Source organism: Thiorhodococcus fuscus (assembly GCF_042682685.1).
GTDB lineage: Bacteria > Pseudomonadota > Gammaproteobacteria > Chromatiales > Chromatiaceae > Imhoffiella > Imhoffiella fuscus.
The window spans coordinates 147,320-166,723 of sequence record NZ_JBHUHX010000016.1 but is presented as its reverse complement, the minus strand read 5'-3'; the positions used below and the strand labels follow the sequence as shown (position 1 = coordinate 166,723).

Here is a 19,404-nt window from a genome sequence, read left to right as displayed (position 1 = left end):
ATAGAGTCCTTCCTGGAACGGCGTCACATGTCTGTCAATGCCTGGCTCAAATCCCAACGACCGCTGGCCGGCAAATCGCTCGGTCTGTCCATCTGGCTCAATACGACGAACGGACTGCTCGCGATCGTTCAGGCGTGGTGCCTGGCGGTCGTTCTCGACGACGTCATCTTCGAGGGCGCCGGTCTGGACACCGTCGCCCCCTGGCTGTGGGGACTGCTTGCCCTCTTCGCCATTCGCGCCCTGATCCTCTGGCACGCCGAGCGCTCGGCCTTCGAGGCCGCCGCCGGGGTGCGCACCACGCTGCGCAATCAGGTCTACCGTCATCTACAGCGCCTCGGCCCAGGCTATCTTGCCGAGCATCGCAGCGGCGCGCTGGTCGAGACCCTGACCAAGGGCATCGACGATCTGGAGGGCTATTACGCCCGCTTCCTGCCGGCCATGACGCTCACAATGATCCTGCCGCTCGCCATCCTCGCGGTGGTGATCCCGGTCGACTGGCTGTCGAGCCTGGTGCTGCTGGTCACCGCCCCCATGATCCCGCTCTTCATGATCCTGATCGGATCGGGCGCCGAGGCGCGCAACCAGCGCCAGTGGAAACAGCTCGCACGCATGAGCGCGCATTTCCTCGACGTCATCCAGGGCATCACGACGCTCAAGCTGTTCGGGGCCAGCCGGCGCGAGGTCGAAATCGTCGCCCGCGTTTCCGATGATTACCGCGTCAGCACCATGCAGGTGCTGCGGGTCGCGTTCCTCTCGTCGGCGGTACTGGAGTTCTTCGCCACCGTCGGCATCGCCATCGTCGCCGTCTTCATCGGCTTCCGACTCTACGACCTGGCCCTTCCCGTTCCGCATTGGCTCCAGGTGCCCGACATCAGCTATCTCCAGGGGCTCTTCGTGCTCATGCTGGCGCCTGAGTTCTACGCGCCACTGCGCAACCTGGGCACCCAGTACCACGCCCGCATGGCAGCGGCTGCCGCCGCCGAGCAACTCATCGGCGTACTCGAAACCCAACCGGCCCAGCTCGAACCCGGCGCCGAACCGCTCGCCGCGACACGCCCGCTCGGGGTGCGCTTCGAAGCGGTCCATTTCAGCTACGAGGAAGGTCGAGACGCACTCAAGGGCATGAGCTTCGACATCCCTCCAGGCGAGCGTATCGCACTGGTCGGCACCAGCGGCGCGGGCAAGACCACGGTCATCAACCTCTTGCTCGGCTTCCTGACCCCAGGCGCGGGCCGAATCCTGGTCGGCGAGCAGGACCTCTCCCGCATCGACCTGGACGACTGGCGCCGCAACCTGGCCTGGGTACCGCAGCAGCCGCGTCTGTTCCAGGGCAGCATCGCCGACAACATTCGACTCGGCGTACCCGACGCCGATCTGGAATCGGTCCGCGAAGCGGCCCGCCGGGCGCGCGCTCAGGACTTCATCGAGTCCATGCCCGACGGCTACGACAGCCTGGTCGGCGAGCGCGGCGCCGGACTCTCCGGCGGCCAGATCCAGCGCATCGCGCTGGCCCGCGCCTTCCTGCGCGACGCCCCCCTCGTCGTCCTCGACGAGGCGACCGCCAATCTCGATCCCGAGAGCGAGCGCTTGGTCCAGGAGGGTATCGACGAACTGGCACGCGACCGCACGCTTCTGGTCGTCGCCCACCGTCTGGCGACCGTGCGCGGCGCCGACCGCATCCTGGTGCTCGACCAGGGGTGTGTCGCCGAACAGGGGACCCACGACGCGCTGGCCGCAGCCGGCGGCATCTACGCCCGCATGATCGCCGCCTACGGCGAATCGGGATCGAGCGTCACCAACAAGAACCCGGAGGGCGACCCGGCATGAACGAGCTACTGCGTCTGTGGCGACTCTTCCGTCCCTACCGGAGCTGGATGATCTTCGGCACGCTCGCCGCCACCCTGACACTCATCGCCAACGTCACACTCATGGCCGCCGCTGGCTGGTTCCTCACCGCCATGGCCGCCGCCGGCATTGCCGGCGTGGCCATGAACTACTTCACGCCAGCCGCCATGATCCGCGGCAGTGCCATGATCCGCACTGCCGGACGCTACGGCGAGCGTCTCATCAACCACGAGGCCACCTTCCGGCTCATCGCCAGCCTGCGCGTCTGGTTCTACCAGCACCTGGAACCGCTCGCCCCAGCCCGGCTCCAGCAATATCACAGCGGCGATCTGCTCAGCCGCATCCGCTCCGACATCGACGCACTGGACAACCTCTATGTTCGCGTACTGGTTCCCGCAGTCGTCGCCGTCATCAGCGTCACACTATTCACGGTCTTTCTCTATCTGCACGCCCCAATCCTGGCGGCGTCCGGACTTCTCTTCTTCCTGCTCGCCGGGGTCGCGCTGCCCATCTGGTCGCGATCGCGCGGCCAGGGGCCGGGACAGCGCATCGCCGACGACGAGAGCACACTGAGAACCGCCGTGATCGACGGTGTCCAGGGGATGGCCGAACTCACTGTCTACGGGGCGACCGAACGCCAGGCGCAGCGCATCGACGGACTCAGCCACCGACTGATCGCCGACCAGGCCCGGCTCGCCAGCGACCACGGACTGACCCAGGCGGCGGTCGGCATCTGCGCCAGCCTGAGCCTCTGGGCGCTGCTCTGGCTCGCCATCCCCATGGCGAGCTCCGGCCAGCTCGGCGGTCCCGAGCTGGCCATGCTGGCGCTCTTCACCCTCGCCAGCTTCGAGGCCGTCGCCCCCCTGCCCCAGGCATTCCAACTCCTCGGACGCACGCTCGCCGCAGCCCGGAGACTCTTCGACATCGTCGACACCCAGCCGGCGGTCGCAGACCCGGCCGGCCCATCGCCCCGCCCCGAACGCTTCGATATCGCCTTCGAGGGGATCGGCTTCAGCTATCCCGACGCCGGACGTCCGGCGGTCGCGGACATCGAGCTGCAGATCCCCCAGGGCAGCCGTGCAGCCATCGTCGGGGCGACCGGGTCGGGCAAAAGCACGCTCTTCAACCTGCTGCTGCGTTTCTGGGCGCCGGACACCGGAACCATCCGCATCGGCGGTTACGACATCGCCGACTTCAGCGGCGACGACCTGCGCCGTCATATCGCCGTGGTCAGCCAACACACCTATCTGTTCGACTCAACCATCCGCGAGAACCTGCTGATCGCCAACCCGCAGGCACCGCAGGCCGCCATCGAGCAGGCCTGCCGCGTCGCCCAGATCCACGACTTCATCGCCGAACTGCCCGAGGGCTACGACACCTGGGTGGGAGAGACCGGGGTCCGGCTGTCCGGCGGACAGGGCCGGCGCATCGCCGTCGCCCGCGCGCTGCTGAAGGACGCGCCCATCCTGCTGCTCGACGAGCCGACCGAGGGACTGGACGCGGCGACCGAGCGCGACCTGATGCAGGCACTCGACCGCCTCATGACCGGGCGCACCGTGCTCCTCATCACGCATCGTCCAGCCGGGCTTGACTGGGTCGATCAGGTCCTGGTGCTCGACCAGGGACGCGAGCTGGCGCGCGGGGACGTCTCGGTCGTACCCAAGGCGATGGCCGCAGAGCTGCTGGTCACGGCAGCGGAGAGGGCGACCAGCCTCCAGACTCCAGCCGCCAGCCACTCTTCCTGAGTCCTCAGTCCTCGTGATTGCGTGCCAGACAACGCCGATAGCGTCCTTCCACCCGCTCGGCGAACCAACGGGTCGTGAGCTTGCGCGTGATCTTTGGGCTTTCGAGCGCGATGTCCGGGACCGACGCCTCGGGCGTCGGCAGACCGCGCCGCTCGGCCAGCTCTCGAACGCGCCGATAGAGTTTGGTGCGCTCGAAGGCGAATGACTTCTCCTGCAGCAGATCGCGACGGATCGCCCTCTCGTCCATGCCCAAACCCTCGACCGCCCGCACGGCGCGTTCGGTTTGGCTCGTGCCGGCCGGTTTGCCGTCGGCGTAGCGCAGCAGATCGCCGTCCGGCGCCAGATCGATTCGGGTCAAAGCCGCAACCAAACGCTGAAAAGCAGCGTTGCGACTCGCATAGCGCCCGGCGTTGAAGTCGGCGAAGCGATAGAGCATGCGGTTGTAGCTGACCGGATAGTCGAGCAGCATCGCGGTGCCGAAATAGACCCCGCCACGACGGCTGAAGACCTCCTCGCGCGCGCTCCCGGCGTTGCGCCAGGGGTAGCGACGCTCGCGCATCGTCTGCTCGGCGAAGGCGACGCTGACCTGCATGGGACCGCCGGTATGCACCGGATTCATGTCGCCGAAGAGACGCGGCCCCTGCGGAACCTCCGAGATCATCTCATCGTAGAGCTCGGACAGCTCGCGCTCGGTGCGCAGATGGGCGATCCGTTCGGCATAGGTCTGGCCATTGGACGAGGTCTTGCGCAGCGCCAGATCCAGCACGGCCCCCGGAATCAGATAACGGCCCAGCTTGCGCTCCATCTCACGGCGGGCGATCCCACCCAGATCCGGCACCACCGGATCGGCGCGCCAACCCGACTCCTGCTCGATGACGGCGGCGACGGCGCAGACCTTGCGCGGCAGAGCCGGAATCGAAAGGGCCGTCATGCTGGTCGCGATGTCGCCCGCCCAACCGGAACGATCGCGCAGATCGGGCGGCAGGAGACGTTCGGCCAGCTCCAGGACCCGCGCATAGTGCTCTTCGGGCGTGCGAGGCGGCGCCTGCGGCCTGGACGGCGGACGCGGTTTGGACTCGACCACGGGCGCGCGCACGACCGGCGCAGCTCCGCCCTGGCGCTCCGGCGCCACCGGAGTGCCGGAGCATCCTGCCAGCGCAATGGCAAGGCATCCAACCAGGCTCGCCCACTCAATCCGCTGACAGCCGCCGATCCCCTTCGATATCACGATCCGCATCCTCACCCACTTCAGTCAATTTGCCCCGTAAACGGTCGCAGCGACGCTCGCGATCCGCCCCTGGCGGAAGTCCGTTCGCCAGCTCCAAGGCCAGCGCCACATCCCGCGTCCGATGCTCATGGTACTTGGCCAGCGCGAGACGCGCCTGCGGGTCCCCGGAAGCGGTCAGCGACTCCCAGAGCCGGAGGGCCGATTCCCAGTCGCCCTGGCGCCGATAGAGCCGCGCCAGATCCAGCAGCGCCTCTGGACCTAGACGACCGCGCTCGAATTCGAGCAGACGCAGCGCCATGCTCTCGCGCCCCTTCGATCGATGAAAGCGCGCCACCGCATGCGTATCGGCCCCAAGGGCCGCCGGATCCTCAAAGCTGCGCGCCAGGACCGGCATGAGACCGGCCAGCGACAGCAGATCCCAGCGGTTGTGACGCAGCACCCTGGACAAGGGCGCGATCTCACCCTGCCTCAGCCATCCGAGCCAGGCGGCCGGGGCCTCGGAGCCCGGCAGATCGCCCTCACGAACGAAACGCAGCAGACGTGTCTCGGCCGTCGCCAGCCGGCAGTTCGGCCAGACCCGACCGAACGCCCGTCGCACCGGACCCAGCAGATCCAGATGGTGCAGATCGCGCAACGGATCCGGAAAACCGGCGAGTCTGAAACGGGTGCTCAGCAAGGGTCCATCGAAGGACCGACCGTTGTAGGTCACCAGCGTCCCGGCATCGGCCAGCTCATCGCGCACCGCCTCCAGATAGACCGGCTCGGCATCGAGCCGGGCGAGCAGATACTGACGCAGCCGCCAGCCGGCGCCATCCTGGCGCAGCACCCCGGTCATAAAGGCCCAGGTTCCGGTCCCGCCAGCGAGACCGCTGGTCTCGGTATCGAGAAAAACCGCCGGCCACCGCAGGCCCTCGCCATCCACGCACTCAGGACGACTGCACATCTCGACCAACGGTCGCTGAAGACCGGGATCCGGGTCGAGGACAAAGCACGACAGCGGCGCGGAGCCGTGCCGGGTCCGGCCATCCAGAAGCCGGTCCAGTCTCAGCACCCCCGGAGCGATCCGCTCCGCACCGATCGATTCGGCCAGCGCCGACTCGTCCGGCTCGCGCGGCAGCCGCACGGACGGAGCGCCCATGAGCCGTTGAACCCGGTCGGCGAAAGAGACCTGGGCGACCGTCCCCGCCCGGACCAGCGGGGCCGGATCGACATTCCCCGAAGCCGTGGGACTGTCATCGACGCCCACGCTCGCGCCCTTGGTCTGCCCCCGCAGACGTCCCAGACGCCCGGCAAGCGATCGGTCGGCCATGGACGCGCTCAGCTGCTCAGCCTGCGACCTTGACTCCGCCCCTGGCCGACGCCCTGGAAGGCGGCGACGATGCCGATCAGCAGACAGCTCAACGAGGCGCCGAGCGCGAAGGCCGAATAGAGCGCGGATTGCAGGAAGGCCGCCCGAACCGACGGCCAGTTGTTGATCAGAACCGCGACGTCTTTGGGCTCGACATGAAAGGCCAGTCCCTCGCGGCCCAGCCCGGTGAGCGAACCATTCTGCATGTGCGCCTGCAGGGATGTATTGTCGATATAGAGACGAAAGTCGCTCACCGTCTCGTCGAGCGACAGCGGACTCGAATCGGGTGTCCACCAGATACCCTCGTCCCCCTTGAGCACGGGGCCGTACTGGGTAGCGAGCAATCCTCCCGAAATGCCAGACCCGATGAGACCGATCGCCAGGAGGGCGATGACAGATGACTTCATTTCAATAGCTCCAGAACCACCAGCGCCGTCTGGCGTGGCGTCGATACAAGATCCTCGTCGCCCGCCAGAATGGGTCCGACACAGGCCGGACAGCCGCCCTGACAGGCACAGCCCGCGACCAGATCGCGGGCATCGCCCAGCAGCTGCCAGGCATCGTCGTAGAGCGGCGCGGAGAGCCCGACGCCGCCCGGATAATTGTCGTACAGGAAGAGCGTGGGCTCGAAACGTCCCGCCCCGTCGACCTCCAAAGGTTCGTTGTCCGGGCCGCGCATCTGACCGCGACCATCGTTTCCCACCACCGCGAACCAGGTGCCCTGACCGTCGCCGACCGCCCGCCCCAGATCGTGCAGCTCGGCCATCACTCGCAGGGCCGCGACATGATGCAGCGCATAGGCCGCGCCGAGAAAGCCCTCGATCGCCTTCTGACGATCGGGCAAGACCGCTTCCAGCGCCGCCGGTTCCGCCTGCCACCAGACCGAAGTGGTGTGCATCTCCTGATCCGGGAGCGCGATGTTGCCATAGCCGACGTTGTCGTGACTGTAATAGCGGATCTTCTTGTAGCCCGGATAGCGGCGCACCAGATGCACCTCGCCGTTGGCGACGGCACTCCGTCCCTGCGATCGCCCCTCGAAACGGTCGAGGATCTTGAGCCGGGTATAGTCGATGGCGTCGGTGTAATAGTCCGCCCGGGTGCGGGTCACGAAGGCCTTGCGCCCGACCCAGTCGAGTGTTTCGACCTGATAGGGTTGCGACTGGACCATGTAGATGGCCCCTTCGTAGAGCGTGCCGGGCGCGCTGCCGTAATCCACCTCGGCGATGATGGTCTGGGCGCCGTCGGTCGTATCGATGACGACGAAATTGCCCTCGGCCACCGAGCGCAACGACACGGCATTGGCCGGATAGCTGTCGGCGACCCAGTACCAGCGTTCGCCCTGACGCTGGAGCAGGCCCTCGTCGCGCAGATAGGACAGCATCTCGCCCAGATCCTCGGCACCGAAGGTCTCGCCGTCGCCGAAGGGCAGCTCGAAGGCCGCGCAGCGCACATGGTCGAGCAGGATCAGCAGCTGATCCGGATGGATGCGGGCATGCTCGGGCGAGGCACCGAACAGGAATTCGGGATGGCGCACCAGATACTGATCGAGCGGATCGCTGCTCGCCACCAGCACCCCGAGCGAGGGCTGCAAGCGCCGCCCGGCGCGCCCGAGCCGCTGGCGCGTCGCGGCCACCGTTCCCGGATAGCCGTTGAGGATGGCCACGTCCAGCGCGCCGATGTCGACGCCCAATTCCAGCGCCGAGGTCGCCACCACCAGATCCACCGACCCGGCGCGCATCGCCTGCTCGCCCCGACGGCGCTCGCTCGGCAGATAACCGCCGCGATAGGCCAGCACACGCGGCGGATTGCGCGGATCCTGATCGAAGACGTCCTTCAGATACTTGGTGATGACCTCGACCATGAGCCGCGAGCGGGCGAAGACGATCGCCTTGAGCCCGAGCTTGGCGGCCATGCGGGCGATGCGGGTCGACTGGGAGCGCGCCGAGGCGCGGATGCCCAGATCCGGATTGACGACCGGCGGATTCCACAGCAGCAGATGCCGCTCGCCCTGGGGCGCGCCGCTCTCCAGGATCGCCTCCACCGGCGCGCCGCACAGACGCTCGGCCAGCTCGGCCGGGTTGGCGATGGTGGCGGAGGCGAAGATGAAGGTCGGTTCGACCCCATAGAAGCGGCAAATGCGCCGCAGGCGCCGGAAGACGTTGGCGACGTGCGATCCGAAGACGCCGCGATAGCTGTGCAGTTCGTCGACCACCACATACTGCAGCCCCTCGAAGAACTGCGCCCACTTGGTGTGATGCGGCAGGATCGCCTGGTGCAGCATGTCCGGATTGCTGACCACGATGTCGCCCCGGGTGCGCACCGCCTTGCGCGCGTCGCCCGGCGTGTCGCCGTCGAAGGTGAATGCCTTGATGCCCGCCCCGCCTGCCTCGGTCAGCGCCCGGCCGAGCTCCATCAGCTCGGCCACCTGATCCTGCGCCAGGGCCTTGGTCGGGAACAGATAGAGCGCCTTCTTGCCCGCACTGAGAACGGACTCCAACACCGGCAGGTTGTAGCAGAGCGTCTTGCCCGACGCGGTCGGGGTCGCCACCACCAGATGGCGGCCGGCGCGCGCCAGATCCCAGGCCGCGCGCTGATGGCTGTAGAGCCGCTCCAGTCCGCGCGCCCGCAAGGCAGCGCCGAGCGCGGGCGTCAGATCCGTCGGCAGCTCGCGCCAGAGCGCCTGCGTGGCCGGCTGGGTCTGACGGGCGCCGATGCGGGTGGCGTACCTGGCGAGCAGCCGAGACTTGAGACGCTCGACCGGCAGGACCGTCGAACTGGAAGGATGGCTGGCGGTGGAGGCGTCGTTCGATGTCGAGGGCGTCACGTGAAGAGGGTCCGCGTCCAAATGGTTCAAGTCGGATTGGAGCAGCTTGGACGCGGCGCGTTCGACAGGCAATAGCCGGGGCCGACGCACCGCTCGTTCGGCCGTCCCGGAATCAGAACAAGAAGGGCAGCCCGGATCCTGGCGACTGGATCGCCACCTCCAGCGCCCGATTCAGATCGCGCCAGAGATCCTCGGCGTCTTCGAGCCCGATCGAGAGCCTCACCAGACCCTCGGTGATGAGGTGCCTTGCCCGCTCCTCCGGCGCATAGGTGCTGTGCGTCATGCTGGCCGGATGCTGGGCGAGACTCTCGGCATCGCCCAGACTGACCGCGCAGGTGAAGAGCTGCAGCGCGTCCATGAAACGCGCACCCTCCTTGACACCGCCGACGAGCTCGAAGGCGATCATGCCGCCGGGCAACCGCATCTGACGCTGGGCCAGTGCGAACTGCGGGTGCGACTCCAGGCCCGGGTAATGGACCTGGGACACCGCCGGGTGCTGGGCCAGACGCTCGGCGATCAGCTGGGCGCTCTGGCAATGGCGATCCATGCGCAACGGCAGCGTCTTCAAACCGCGCAGGACCAGATAGGCATCCATGGGCGACAGGCAGGCGCCGGTCAACTCCTTCAGACCCTGCATGCGAATCTGCTGCATCAGCTCGGCCCGGCCCAGCAGCGCGCCGGCGATCACGTCTCCATGACCGTTGATGTATTTGGTCAGCGAATGGATGACGACGTCGGCGCCCAGGGCCAGTGGTTGCTGCAGATAGGGCGAACAGTAGGTACTGTCGACCGCGACCAGCGCCGAGCAGTGCGCATGGACCTGAGCGGAGACGGCCGCGATGTCCACCAGACGCATGTTGGGGTTGGCCGGCGTCTCGAAGAGAACCAGACGCGTCCGCTCGCTGAGATGTTCCGACAGCGCTTCCGGCCGTGTGAAATCGGCCGAGCGCGTCAAGATGCCGAACTGCGGCAGCAGATGGTTTACGAGCGAGTGGGTGCAGCCGTAGAGCGTGAGGTCGACCAGCAGCTCGTCTCCCGGTCGCAGCAGGGTCCAGATCAGCGAGGTGATGGCACCCATGCCGGAGCCGAAGGCCAGACCGGCCTCCGCACCTTCCAGCTCGGCCAGGCGCTCTTCCAGGGTCTGAACCGTCGGGTTGGTGACCCGGGTATAGATCATGCCCGGCTCGGTCCCGGCGAAGCGGGCGGCGCCCTGGGCGGCGGACTCGAAGGCGAAGGTCGAGGACCAGAACACCGGCGGATTCAGCGCGCCCTGGTTGGGCAACGCATCGTAGGCGGCATGAATGGCGCGAGTGGAGAAATCCCTGTCGGTCTGGCTCGGAACGTCCTTGGGGTCGATAGCGTGGGTCATGGCGGTGCCCGGTCCGGATTGGATGAAAGGGGTAGAATGCCGCAAAGGTCGGGAAATCTCTTGACCGATCTCGCTCAAGGCGGTCAAGGACGGCAGTCCGATCCCGATTGACTGACGGTCGATTCCGGCGCTAGCCTCGATCGTCGTTTCGATCCCCCTTTGCTCTATCGATCGCACCCATCAAGCGATCCAAACCACGCATCGAGCTTGCGCAGCGTTCAAGTCTCATCAAAACGCAATCCGAGTCGCCTTAGGCCAACGTTCGCGCAGACCGGAACGAAAGCCCGCGCCTCAAGCCCGCGTCGGCTCGGCCATTCCCCTCGGCTCCGGATTCAAGCGCAGATCCGGCAGGAAGACCGCTAGGAGCCCGATCAGAGGCAGGAAGGCGCAGATGCGGTAAACGGTCTCGATGCCCCAGTGGTCGGCGACCAGGCCCAGGACACTGGCCCCAACGCCGGCCAGGCCGAAGGCGAGTCCGAAGAAGAGCCCCGAGACGGTGCCGACGCGACCTGGGATGAGTTCCTGGGCATAGACCACCATCGCCGGAAAGGCGGAGGCGAGCATGAAGCCGATGATCATCACCAGGACTGCCGAGGTTCCCAGCCCCACATAGGGCAGCATCAGGGTGAAGGGCGCGACGCCGAGGATGGATGCCCAGATGACCTGACGTCGGCCGATGCGATCACCGATGGGCCCGCCCAACAGGGTGCCGGCGGCAATGGCGAAGAGATAGAGAAAGAGATGGAATTGGGCATCGCGCACGCCGATGCCGTAATGCTCCATCAGATAAAAGATGAGGAAGCTGCTCAGACTGGCCGAGTAAAAGAACTTGGAGAACATGAGCGCCAGCAGCACCCCGAGCGTGGTCCGCACCTTGCCCTTGGGCAGAGGATCATGGGTCGACTTGGCCGCCGGTCGCGGCTGGCGTTGCTGGTGGCGATACCAGAGTCCAACGCCGATCAGCACCAGCATGGCAACCAGGGCGATCAGCGACATGAAGGCGAGGCTGCGCTGGCCGTGCGGCAGGACGACCAAGGCCGCGAGCAATGGACCGATGGCCGCGCCGACGTTGCCGCCGACCTGAAAGATGGATTGGGCCAACCCATAGCGTCCGCCAGAGGCCATGCGGGCCACCCGCGATGCCTCGGGATGGAAGACGGCCGATCCGGTGCCGACCATGGCGGCGGCCATCAGCACCATGGGAAAGCTGTCGGCGCCGGACAATGCCAGCAGGCCGGTGAAGGTGCAGCCCATGCCGGCGGCGAGCGAGAAGGGCTGAGGACGACGGTCGGTGTAGAGCCCAACCAGCGGCTGCAGCAGCGACGAGGTGAACTGGAAGGCAAGCGTGACGAGACCGATCTGGGCAAAACTCAGATGCAGCCCGGATTTGAAGAGCGGATAGAGGGCGATCATCAGCGACTGCATGGTGTCGTTGAGCAGATGCGAGAAACTGATGGCGCCCAGCACCCGAAAACGGGGCCGGAGGATCGTATGCGTGGTCATGGACGTCGAAAAGGTACGGGGGCGATTTCTGTCAATCGCCTGAGGTGATAGAACGGATTTGGCCCGAGACGGATTCCACCGCATCCCGCAGCGGACGCATGAATGCACATCCTCGAACAGCGCACATCCTCGCACACTCGGACTGCGCGCCCAAGGATCGGAGACGCCCTCCGAAGAACTGTACAGGAACAAGAATCGCCACAAATTGCCGACCGACCCAACCGGGGCAAACCTGGATCTGTACAATGGTGCGTCTTGATTTCTCGAACGATGGAGTCCGCATGGCGAAATATCAGATCTACGGGATCGGCAACGCGCTGGTCGACATGGAATACGAGGTGGCGCACGAGGATCTGGGCATCCTCGGCATCGACAAGGGCGTGATGACACTGGTCGACGAGCACCAGCAGACCAGTATCATGAGCCACCTGAAGGACCGGCAGCATCAGCGCGGATCCGGCGGATCGGCGGCCAACTCCATCATCGCCTTCAGCCAGTTCGGCGGCAGGGGCTACTACTCCTGCAAGGTCGCCGACGACGAACTCGGCCACTTCTACATGAAGGACCTGCTCGACGGCGGCGTCGACACCAACCAGCATACCGAGAAGGATCAGGGCGACACCGGGCGCTGCGTGGTGCTGGTCACCCCGGACAGCGACCGCACCATGTGCACCTTCCTCGGGGTCAGCGGCAACCTCTCCACCAAGGAACTGGTCGAGGAGGCACTGACCGACTCCGATTGGTTCTACACCGAGGGCTATCTGGTCACCTCCGACACGGCGCGTCATGCCACGATCGAGGCCAAACGCATCGCCGAGGCGGCAGGCGTCAAGACGTCCATCTCGCTCTCCGACCCCAACATGGTGAAGTTCTTCAAGCCGGGACTGATGGAGATGATCGGCTCGGGCGTGGACCTGCTCTTCGCCAACGAATTCGAGGCCATGGGCATGGCCGGCTCGGAAGACCTGAACCAGACGCTGAGCTATCTCAAGTCCATCGCCAAGAGCTTCGCCGTCACCCGAGGCCCACAGGGCGCCCTGGTGTGGGACGGCAACACGCTGATCGAAATCGATCCGGTCAAGGTCGAGGCCGTCGACACGGTCGGCGCGGGCGACATGTTCGCAGGCGCCTTCCTCTACGGACTGAGCCAGGGCTGGAGCCACCAGCGCGCCGGCGATCTGGCCTCGGCCGCCTCGGCCAAGCTGGTCACCTCGCTCGGCCCGCGCATCTCGACCGATGAGACCCAGGCTATCCTCAAGTCCTTCGGCTGACCGACGCCCCGATCCACGGGCCGAGCTGGATGTCCCGAAGTGCGAACCATTCGACATCCCCGCTCCGCCCGTGACGTTAGCATGCACCCCAAAGGATCGGAACCGATCGATAACGACCGGCGGGCATCGCCCTCCACATCCCATGGAGGGCGGCCCGTCGGTGTGCGTCGAATGGAGGATGCGCGATGATGACGAGCTTCAATGCCCCTTCCCTACCCTCGCCGCTGGCGGTGCGGGAATGCACGCGTCCGCGTTTCGACGGCAATCTCGACAAGCTCAACGAATGGCTGTCCGGCCTGCGCGGCGCCGGGGTGAGACAGGCCGGACCGGCGTTGATGATGGCGCTGGAGAACCTGCGCAAGTCGGACCTGACCGCCAATCGGCGGATCTCGGTGCTCTCGGCGCTCAAGGTGCCCATCCTCAAGACCTGCGCCGGGCTGCCAAAGCCCTATCAGGAGAGTGAAGGCAACGGTGACAAGCCACTAAACGGCATCACGCTCGAACAGCGCCTCTACCGGCTCATGTGTCTCAACCTCGACCAAACGCTGCGCCAGCTCGACCAGCAATACGGATCGCTCACCGCCCGCCAGACCCGCAAGCGCGACTGGATGATGCGCAATCTCTTCCGTTTCGCCTCACGCCAGATCCGTTATGGCGCGCTCTGGAAAACCCCGGTTCCGGCCGGCACCTGGCGCGACCTTCACGAGCTGCACTATTACCTCTCCACGCGGCGCGCCCGCTCGCCCTGGGATGAAGACACGACCTCCGGGACGAGATTCGACCATGAACTGGAATACAAGCGTCTCTTGCTGTTCGGCCTGGCGGCCCAGCTCAAGGAGTCGGCACTGAGAAGCGAGTACTTCATCGACGGACTGGAAGGCTGGGCCGTCCAGACCCAGCTGGAGGATCCCTTGCGGATGCTCGGGCGCATCCGGCTGTTCCTGGTCGAGGTATCGGAGGACAGACCACCGCGCCAACAGGAGAGCACGCTCGAATCCAGCTTCCACGGCTGGGTTCTGCAACCGCCCTACCCCTTCATTCATGAACTGGAGGACGCAGGGTATAGAATCGGCGCTTTCGGCTTTCAGCCACTCGATCTCGCCTTTTCGGCCTGATCCCTAGCCACCTGCCATGACATGAAGCTGCTTGCGATCGATACCTCCAGCGAAACCTGCTCCGCCGCCCTGCTCATCGACACCTGCATCGAGCAACGGCTGGAGCACGCCCCACGCCGCCACGGCGAACTCATCCTGCCGATGATGCAGGATCTGCTCGAACAGGCCGGACTGGCCGTCACAGACCTGGACGCCATGGCCTTCGGGTGCGGACCCGGCTCCTTCACCGGCGTGCGCATTGCCACCGCCGTCATCCAGGGCGCGGCCTTCGGTGCCGAGGTTCCCGTGGTTCCGGTCTCGACGCTCGCCGCCATGGCCCAGGGCCACTACCGGCGCACGGGCGAGAAGCGCCTGCTCGTCGCGCTCGACGCCCGCATGGACGAGGTCTACTGGGGATGCTTCGAGATCGACCCGAGCGGATTGGCGGAGTCCTGTTGCGACGAGCGCGTTTGCCTCCCTGAGACCGTCGCGGCGCCTCCAGGCGCCGGCTGGTTCGGCGTCGGCCCCGGCTGGTCCGCCTATCGCACGGCACTGACCGAGCGTCTGGGAGCGGTCGTCGCCGGAACGGATGCAGAGGCCATCTGCGAGGCCCGCGACATCGCCACTCTCGCCGCAGCCGCCTACGCGGCAGGCCAGCAGATTCCAGCCGATCAGGCCATGCCGGTCTATTTGAGGGACCGGGTCACTCGCACCTGAGCGAAACTCCGCTCCGCATCGCATCGCGACCGCCCGAGGCGACTTCAACGGAGGGCGTCGACGGGCTACCGATCGATGTCGCCTCAGCCAGCCATCGACCATCTCGCCCGCCAAACTCAGCCCAATGCCTCGCGACGCCCCACTGTGGCATCATCCTTGTGTCGACAATGGCGACGCAGACAACTGACGACATAGTGCAGCAGGGTTCCACCCACCACCAGGAAGACGACCACGGCGATCGCCACCCGCGCCAGCGGATCGAGCGGCGACAGCCCGAGCACCAGCCAGGTCAGGAAACCGATGACACTCGTGATCGCAAAGATCATGACGAAGGGCCAGGGTGAGTGACTGCATTTGGGACAGAGATTCATCATGAGAGCGTCTCGAACCGCCTGTGGGCGCTTGGCAGAGCCATCGCGACCGGGGCGACAGCGAGCGTGGAGGATGGAATCGGGATCTGGACAACGCGTCCCTATGGGGCGGTCACTATGCGCGCGCCACGTGGATAGTGCATTGAAATCAATCAATATACCGAGAACCATGTCCAATCCTCGCCCAATGCACACCGCTCCGAACCCACCCATTCAGACCGCGCGCGCCAGACTGCTCGACTGTTTTGCCGCCGCCATTGCAGCGGTCGATGGACGCGAGGCCACCCGGCGCGCCCTGACACGACGCCCCATTGAGGGACCGATCTGGCTATACGCGATCGGCAAGGCCGCCGCATCCATGGCGCTTGGCGCAACGGAGACCTGTGGCGATGCCTGCCTCGGCGGCCTGGTCGTCACCAAGCCGGGGCATGCCGATCGGACCGCGCTCGCCGCGCGGGGGATCGAATGCCTTTTCGGCGGACATCCGCTCCCCGATCAATCCAGCTTGGATGCGGGCGAGCGACTGATGGCTGCGCTCGACGACATTCCGAGCAAGGCGACGCAGCTCTTCCTCATCTCGGGGGGCGCATCCAGCCTGATCGACGCCCCGATCCAGGGCATCGACCTGCCCGAACTGCGCCGGATCAATGCCTGGCTACTCTCCAGCGGACTGCCGATCGAGCAGATCAACCGGGTGCGCAAATCCATCTCGCGGATCAAGGGCGGAGGGCTGCTCTCAAGAGTCGGCGACCGACCGCTACGGGCGCTCGCCATCTCGGACGTGCCGGGCGATGACCCGAGCGTCATCGGCTCCGGCCCCCTGTCTCCCGAGCCCGATCTTGGGTCGCGCGTCCTGGAGCTTCCCTTGCCCGACTGGCTAGGCGACCGGGTCCGTCGAGGGCTCGCCGAGCGCGGTCGATCGCCCGCCCGTGGACCAACGATCGAGCTGATCGCCGATATCGGCACCGCCATGCAAGCGGCCGCCGAGCGTGCGTCACAGCTCGGTCTCTCCGTCCGGCTCCATCCACCACCGATCCAGGGCGATGCGGCCGAGCAAGGCCGCACCCTCGCCCGTACCCTGATCGACGCCGAGCCGGGATTGCACATCTGGGGCGGAGAGACGACCGTCGCCCTTCCCGACACCCCTGGACGCGGCGGACGCAACCAGCATCTAGCCCTGGCTGCGGCAATCGCGCTCGCCGGCCATCCCGAGTGTCTGCTGCTCAGCGCCGGGACCGATGGCACCGACGGACCGACCGAGGACGCGGGCGCGCTGGTCGACGCCTGGACGCTGGAACGCGCCGCAGTGGATGGATTCGACGCCGAATCGACCCTGATCGCCGCGAATTCAGGTCAGCTGTTGGAGGCCAGCGGCGATCTCATCCGTACCGGACCGACCGACACCAACGTCATGGATCTGATCCTGGGGCTGAAGCTGTGACGGAGCGATCGACGACCAACCTATTCGACAGCGTGGCGCACTGCCTGGCCGAGCCCGATCCGGATCGCAAGGTCGCCGCGACCCTGCAGGCCGCCGCAGACTGGGAGGCGGGACGTCTGAATGCCGATGCCGCTCTGGCCGGACCCATTCGCGACCAGCCGGGCCGTCCGGAAAGGCTCGAACTGGTCGCACCGCGCCAGTTGGTGGCACGCAAGCTCACCAGCCGCGACGGCCGGGCGGCCATGATCCATGCCGTGGCCCATATCGAATTCAACGCCATCAACCTGGCCCTGGACGCGGTGCAGCGCTTTCGCGACATGCCGCTGGAGTTTCACGCCGACTGGCTGCGGATCGCCGCCGAGGAGGCACGGCATTTCATGCTCATGCGCGAGCGACTGAACGATCTGGGTCGCGACTACGGCGATTTCCCCGCACATGACGGGCTCTGGGAGATGGCGCGACGCACCGCCGCAGACCCGCTGGTCCGCATGGCGCTGGTTCCGCGTGTGCTGGAGGCCCGAGGGCTGGACGTGACGCCAGGAATGATCGCCCGCTTCGAGGGTGTCGACGACAGCGAAACCGGAGGCGGACTCGGAGTCATCCTCGCCGAAGAGGTCGGGCATGTCGCCGCCGGCTCGCACTGGTTCAAAACGCTCTGTACCGAGCGCGGACTCGATCCCGCGCACCATTACTTCGCGCTGCTCGACGACTACATGACCGGCGAGATCCGAGGCCCTCTGAACCGCGCGGAGCGACTCAGGGCCGGCTTCGACGACGCGGAACTCGACCGCCTCGAAGCACGCTGTCGGCGGCCATGAGATCTCCCGGATTGCACGGCATTGCAGCCGGGCCACATTGCGCCCCGTAGCCCGGATGAAGCGCAGCGGAATCCGGGGATCCCGCTGATGGCTCAGAGATAGTCGAGCTGATCCACGCCGAAATGGGTCGGCGTCAAACCGAGACGGGCGAAGCTATCGTTCTCGGAGCAGACATTGCCCTCAAGCAGCATCTGCAGCTGATCGCGCGAGATGGGGAACCAGGCATAGCGATCGAGCAGACTGGCGGCGGCCTGGATGGCCATGGCGGGCGCCGGCACCATCACCTTGGTCTTGCCCGAGGCAGCGGCGATAACGCCCAGAATGGCCTTCCAGCTCAAACGCTGCGGGCCGCACAGACTGTAGGTCTGAGATTCGGTGCGCGGTTCGCTCAAGGCAAGCACGAACGCCTTGGCGACATCGCTGACCGACACCGGCGCCAGCTCGAACGCACCCGCTTTGAGCGGCAACAGCCCCTCGTAGAAGAGCGGCGCCGGCAGCGGACTGTCGATGATGTCCTTCTTGAGCTGGGAGCAGAACTCCATGCGCCCCTGAGGATCGCCGAAGATCACGGAGGGGCGAAAGATGCTCCAGCGCAGACCCGAGCCCTTGAGGGCCACCTCGGCCTGATATTTGGTGCGCTGATAGGGCGTACCGTCGGCGCGGATGCCGTTGGCGGTCATCAAGAGGAACCGCTCGACCCCCACGGCCTTCGCTGCCGCGATGGTATTCACCACCCCCTGATACTGCAACGCCTCGAAGGTAATGCCGCGCGCGGGGAACTCGCGCAGGATCCCGATGAGATAGATCACCGCATCGGCGCCGGCGAGGCATTTTTCCAGCGTCGAGACATCCTCGACATCGCCCTGAACGATCTCGCAGGCCGAGGGGTTCTCGACCTTGGTCTCGCTTCCGGGACGCACCAGCAGCCTTGGGATGTGGCCCTCGGCAAGCAATTGGCGCGTGACGTAAAAACCGACGAACCCGGTGCCGCCAATAACTGCAACCTTCATGGAACACTCCTCATCGATGGATGGCTTGGATCGAAAGATCGGATGAACCACTAGATTGGTGCCGAGCACCCCTGGTCAAGGCAAAACCTGAACATCGCCCAGAAAGACGAGACGACCCGGCCTCGGTCAGTGACCGGCCTGCGCCAGTTGCGTCACCTTGGAAGGCACGGAGGACAGGGCAACAGAGTGCTGACGACGCAAACGACGCACGCTGCGCCGCGCCGATACGAACACCTCTTCGATCGCCTCGGCGGCATTCTTGCGCGCGTCGCGCACCAGCACCTGACGCCCGGAACAGAGCTTTGCACTCAATTCGCAGCGGACACGATGTCCGTGCAGCGGATCGAATTCCTCCTTAATCGTAACGTGAGCGTCGACCCGTTCGTCTGGAAATCGATCGGCGAACTTTTTAGCCTCGGACTCGATCTGCCGACGAATGTCGGCATCCAACGCGAGCGTGTCGCCGCCTATCTTGATGGGCATACTTGACGTTCTCCAAAGACTCGGCAGATCCTTGCGCTTTCGGGCGCCTCTCGAAAGCCGAGTGGAACAGATATGAGGGCAAACGCCTCTTAATGAGTGATTCCGTCGCTGAGGTGTCTCTAGGGCGGGGGGGACGCGATACGAGACTTGCGGCGGTGGCCGAATCATGGCCATCGAGCAGCCGAAAAGCAAGACCAGAAGTACCATTTACCCCGAATTCATCACTGTTTCACCCATCCAGATCAAGATCTGGACACCTAATTTCGGGCAATGAGCGAAAAAATCCATTTTCTTCCGCAATACCAGCTCATTTAAGCCGACCCGGTCGGCAGAAACC

The 19,404-nt window shown here is 65.8% G+C and carries 16 protein-coding genes; 7 read left to right on the top strand and 9 right to left on the bottom strand.

What is annotated here, in order from left to right:
- Positions 1-27: 27 nt before the first annotated feature.
- On the top strand, positions 28-1,827 hold the full coding sequence (cydD, locus tag ACFSJC_RS08270) for a thiol reductant ABC exporter subunit CydD (protein WP_386025583.1): 1,800 nt from the start codon (positions 28-30) through the stop codon (positions 1,825-1,827).
- Positions 1,824-3,590 carry a thiol reductant ABC exporter subunit CydC gene (cydC, locus tag ACFSJC_RS08265; protein ID WP_386025581.1) on the top strand — a complete coding sequence of 589 codons (1,767 nt, stop codon included), beginning with the start codon at positions 1,824-1,826 and terminating at the stop codon, positions 3,588-3,590. The genes cydD and cydC overlap by 4 nt, the downstream gene beginning before the upstream one ends.
- A 4-nt stretch (positions 3,591-3,594) precedes the next feature.
- Here cydC and ACFSJC_RS08260 read toward each other — a convergent pair whose 3' ends face one another.
- From ACFSJC_RS08260 to ACFSJC_RS08235, 6 genes are all read right to left on the bottom strand, one after another.
- A complete protein-coding gene (locus ACFSJC_RS08260; protein WP_386025580.1) occupies positions 3,595-4,827 on the bottom strand; it encodes a DUF1615 domain-containing protein in 1,233 nt (410 codons plus the stop codon).
- Positions 4,781-6,127, bottom strand: a complete 1,347-nt coding sequence (locus ACFSJC_RS08255) for a ribonuclease H-like domain-containing protein (protein WP_386025578.1) — start codon at positions 6,125-6,127, stop codon at positions 4,781-4,783. The genes ACFSJC_RS08260 and ACFSJC_RS08255 overlap by 47 nt, the downstream gene beginning before the upstream one ends.
- Positions 6,128-6,135: 8 nt before the next feature.
- Positions 6,136-6,573 carry a hypothetical protein gene (locus tag ACFSJC_RS08250; protein WP_386025576.1) on the bottom strand — a complete coding sequence of 146 codons (438 nt, stop codon included), beginning with the start codon at positions 6,571-6,573 and terminating at the stop codon, positions 6,136-6,138.
- Positions 6,570-8,990 (bottom strand): DEAD/DEAH box helicase, encoded by a 2,421-nt coding sequence (locus ACFSJC_RS08245; protein ID WP_386025574.1) that lies wholly within the window; start codon positions 8,988-8,990, stop codon positions 6,570-6,572. Before ACFSJC_RS08245 ends, ACFSJC_RS08250 begins: the two co-directional genes overlap by 4 nt.
- A 112-nt stretch (positions 8,991-9,102) precedes the next feature.
- Positions 9,103-10,359 carry a methionine gamma-lyase gene (megL, locus tag ACFSJC_RS08240; protein ID WP_386025572.1) on the bottom strand — a complete coding sequence of 419 codons (1,257 nt, stop codon included), beginning with the start codon at positions 10,357-10,359 and terminating at the stop codon, positions 9,103-9,105.
- 291 nt (positions 10,360-10,650) lie between these two features.
- Complete coding sequence (locus ACFSJC_RS08235) at positions 10,651-11,862, bottom strand: MFS transporter (RefSeq protein ID WP_386025570.1); 1,212 nt, start codon at positions 11,860-11,862, stop codon at positions 10,651-10,653.
- A gap of 281 nt (positions 11,863-12,143) precedes the next feature.
- On the opposite strand from ACFSJC_RS08235, the gene ACFSJC_RS08230 reads away from it, so the two are divergent.
- From ACFSJC_RS08230 to tsaB, 3 genes are all read left to right on the top strand, one after another.
- Positions 12,144-13,133: an adenosine kinase gene (locus ACFSJC_RS08230; RefSeq protein WP_386025568.1), complete on the top strand. Its 990-nt coding sequence runs from the start codon at positions 12,144-12,146 to the stop codon at positions 13,131-13,133.
- Between the two features lie 185 nt (positions 13,134-13,318).
- Positions 13,319-14,248 carry a hypothetical protein gene (locus tag ACFSJC_RS08225; protein ID WP_386025566.1) on the top strand — a complete coding sequence of 310 codons (930 nt, stop codon included), beginning with the start codon at positions 13,319-13,321 and terminating at the stop codon, positions 14,246-14,248.
- Positions 14,249-14,269: 21 nt separating this feature from the next.
- Positions 14,270-14,944, top strand: coding sequence for a tRNA (adenosine(37)-N6)-threonylcarbamoyltransferase complex dimerization subunit type 1 TsaB (gene tsaB / locus ACFSJC_RS08220; protein WP_386025564.1), 675 nt, complete (start codon positions 14,270-14,272; stop codon positions 14,942-14,944).
- 116 nt (positions 14,945-15,060) lie between these two features.
- Here the strand turns inward: tsaB and ACFSJC_RS08215 are convergent, their stop codons facing one another.
- Positions 15,061-15,318 (bottom strand): hypothetical protein, encoded by a 258-nt coding sequence (locus ACFSJC_RS08215; protein WP_386025562.1) that lies wholly within the window; start codon positions 15,316-15,318, stop codon positions 15,061-15,063.
- A 166-nt stretch (positions 15,319-15,484) separates the two neighbouring features.
- Between ACFSJC_RS08215 and ACFSJC_RS08210 the strand changes: the two genes are divergently transcribed.
- Both ACFSJC_RS08210 and ACFSJC_RS08205 read left to right on the top strand, forming a co-directional pair.
- Positions 15,485-16,756 (top strand): glycerate kinase type-2 family protein, encoded by a 1,272-nt coding sequence (locus tag ACFSJC_RS08210; protein ID WP_386025560.1) that lies wholly within the window; start codon positions 15,485-15,487, stop codon positions 16,754-16,756.
- Positions 16,753-17,574 (top strand): ferritin-like domain-containing protein, encoded by an 822-nt coding sequence (locus ACFSJC_RS08205; protein ID WP_386025558.1) that lies wholly within the window; start codon positions 16,753-16,755, stop codon positions 17,572-17,574. The genes ACFSJC_RS08210 and ACFSJC_RS08205 overlap by 4 nt, the downstream gene beginning before the upstream one ends.
- A 92-nt stretch (positions 17,575-17,666) precedes the next feature.
- Here the strand turns inward: ACFSJC_RS08205 and ACFSJC_RS08200 are convergent, their stop codons facing one another.
- Both ACFSJC_RS08200 and ACFSJC_RS08195 read right to left on the bottom strand, forming a co-directional pair.
- Entirely contained in the window at positions 17,667-18,584 is a 918-nt protein-coding gene (locus ACFSJC_RS08200) for an SDR family oxidoreductase (protein WP_386025557.1), read from the bottom strand.
- A 126-nt stretch (positions 18,585-18,710) separates the two neighbouring features.
- On the bottom strand, positions 18,711-19,067 hold the full coding sequence (locus tag ACFSJC_RS08195) for an HPF/RaiA family ribosome-associated protein (protein ID WP_386025555.1): 357 nt from the start codon (positions 19,065-19,067) through the stop codon (positions 18,711-18,713).
- Positions 19,068-19,404: the final 337 nt, after the last annotated feature.

Excerpts from the sequence above, each read along its gene's own strand:
- ACFSJC_RS08215 (WP_386025562.1), bottom strand. The coding sequence starts at position 15,318 with ATGATGAATCTCTGTCCCAAATGCAGTCACTCACCCTGGCCCTTCGTC.
- ACFSJC_RS08200 (WP_386025557.1), bottom strand. The coding sequence starts at position 18,584 with ATGAAGGTTGCAGTTATTGGCGGCACCGGGTTCGTCGGTTTTTACGTC.
- ACFSJC_RS08260 (WP_386025580.1), bottom strand. The coding sequence starts at position 4,827 with ATGCGGATCGTGATATCGAAGGGGATCGGCGGCTGTCAGCGGATTGAG.
- ACFSJC_RS08235 (WP_386025570.1), bottom strand. The coding sequence starts at position 11,862 with ATGACCACGCATACGATCCTCCGGCCCCGTTTTCGGGTGCTGGGCGCC.
- ACFSJC_RS08255 (WP_386025578.1), bottom strand. The coding sequence starts at position 6,127 with ATGGCCGACCGATCGCTTGCCGGGCGTCTGGGACGTCTGCGGGGGCAG.
- ACFSJC_RS08195 (WP_386025555.1), bottom strand. The coding sequence starts at position 19,067 with ATGCCCATCAAGATAGGCGGCGACACGCTCGCGTTGGATGCCGACATT.
- ACFSJC_RS08210 (WP_386025560.1), top strand. The coding sequence starts at position 15,485 with ATGTCCAATCCTCGCCCAATGCACACCGCTCCGAACCCACCCATTCAG.
- megL (WP_386025572.1), bottom strand. The coding sequence starts at position 10,359 with ATGACCCACGCTATCGACCCCAAGGACGTTCCGAGCCAGACCGACAGG.
- ACFSJC_RS08230 (WP_386025568.1), top strand. The coding sequence starts at position 12,144 with ATGGCGAAATATCAGATCTACGGGATCGGCAACGCGCTGGTCGACATG.
- cydD (WP_386025583.1), top strand. The coding sequence starts at position 28 with ATGTCTGTCAATGCCTGGCTCAAATCCCAACGACCGCTGGCCGGCAAA.
- tsaB (WP_386025564.1), top strand. The coding sequence starts at position 14,270 with ATGAAGCTGCTTGCGATCGATACCTCCAGCGAAACCTGCTCCGCCGCC.
- cydC (WP_386025581.1), top strand. The coding sequence starts at position 1,824 with ATGAACGAGCTACTGCGTCTGTGGCGACTCTTCCGTCCCTACCGGAGC.
- ACFSJC_RS08225 (WP_386025566.1), top strand. The coding sequence starts at position 13,319 with ATGATGACGAGCTTCAATGCCCCTTCCCTACCCTCGCCGCTGGCGGTG.
- ACFSJC_RS08250 (WP_386025576.1), bottom strand. The coding sequence starts at position 6,573 with ATGAAGTCATCTGTCATCGCCCTCCTGGCGATCGGTCTCATCGGGTCT.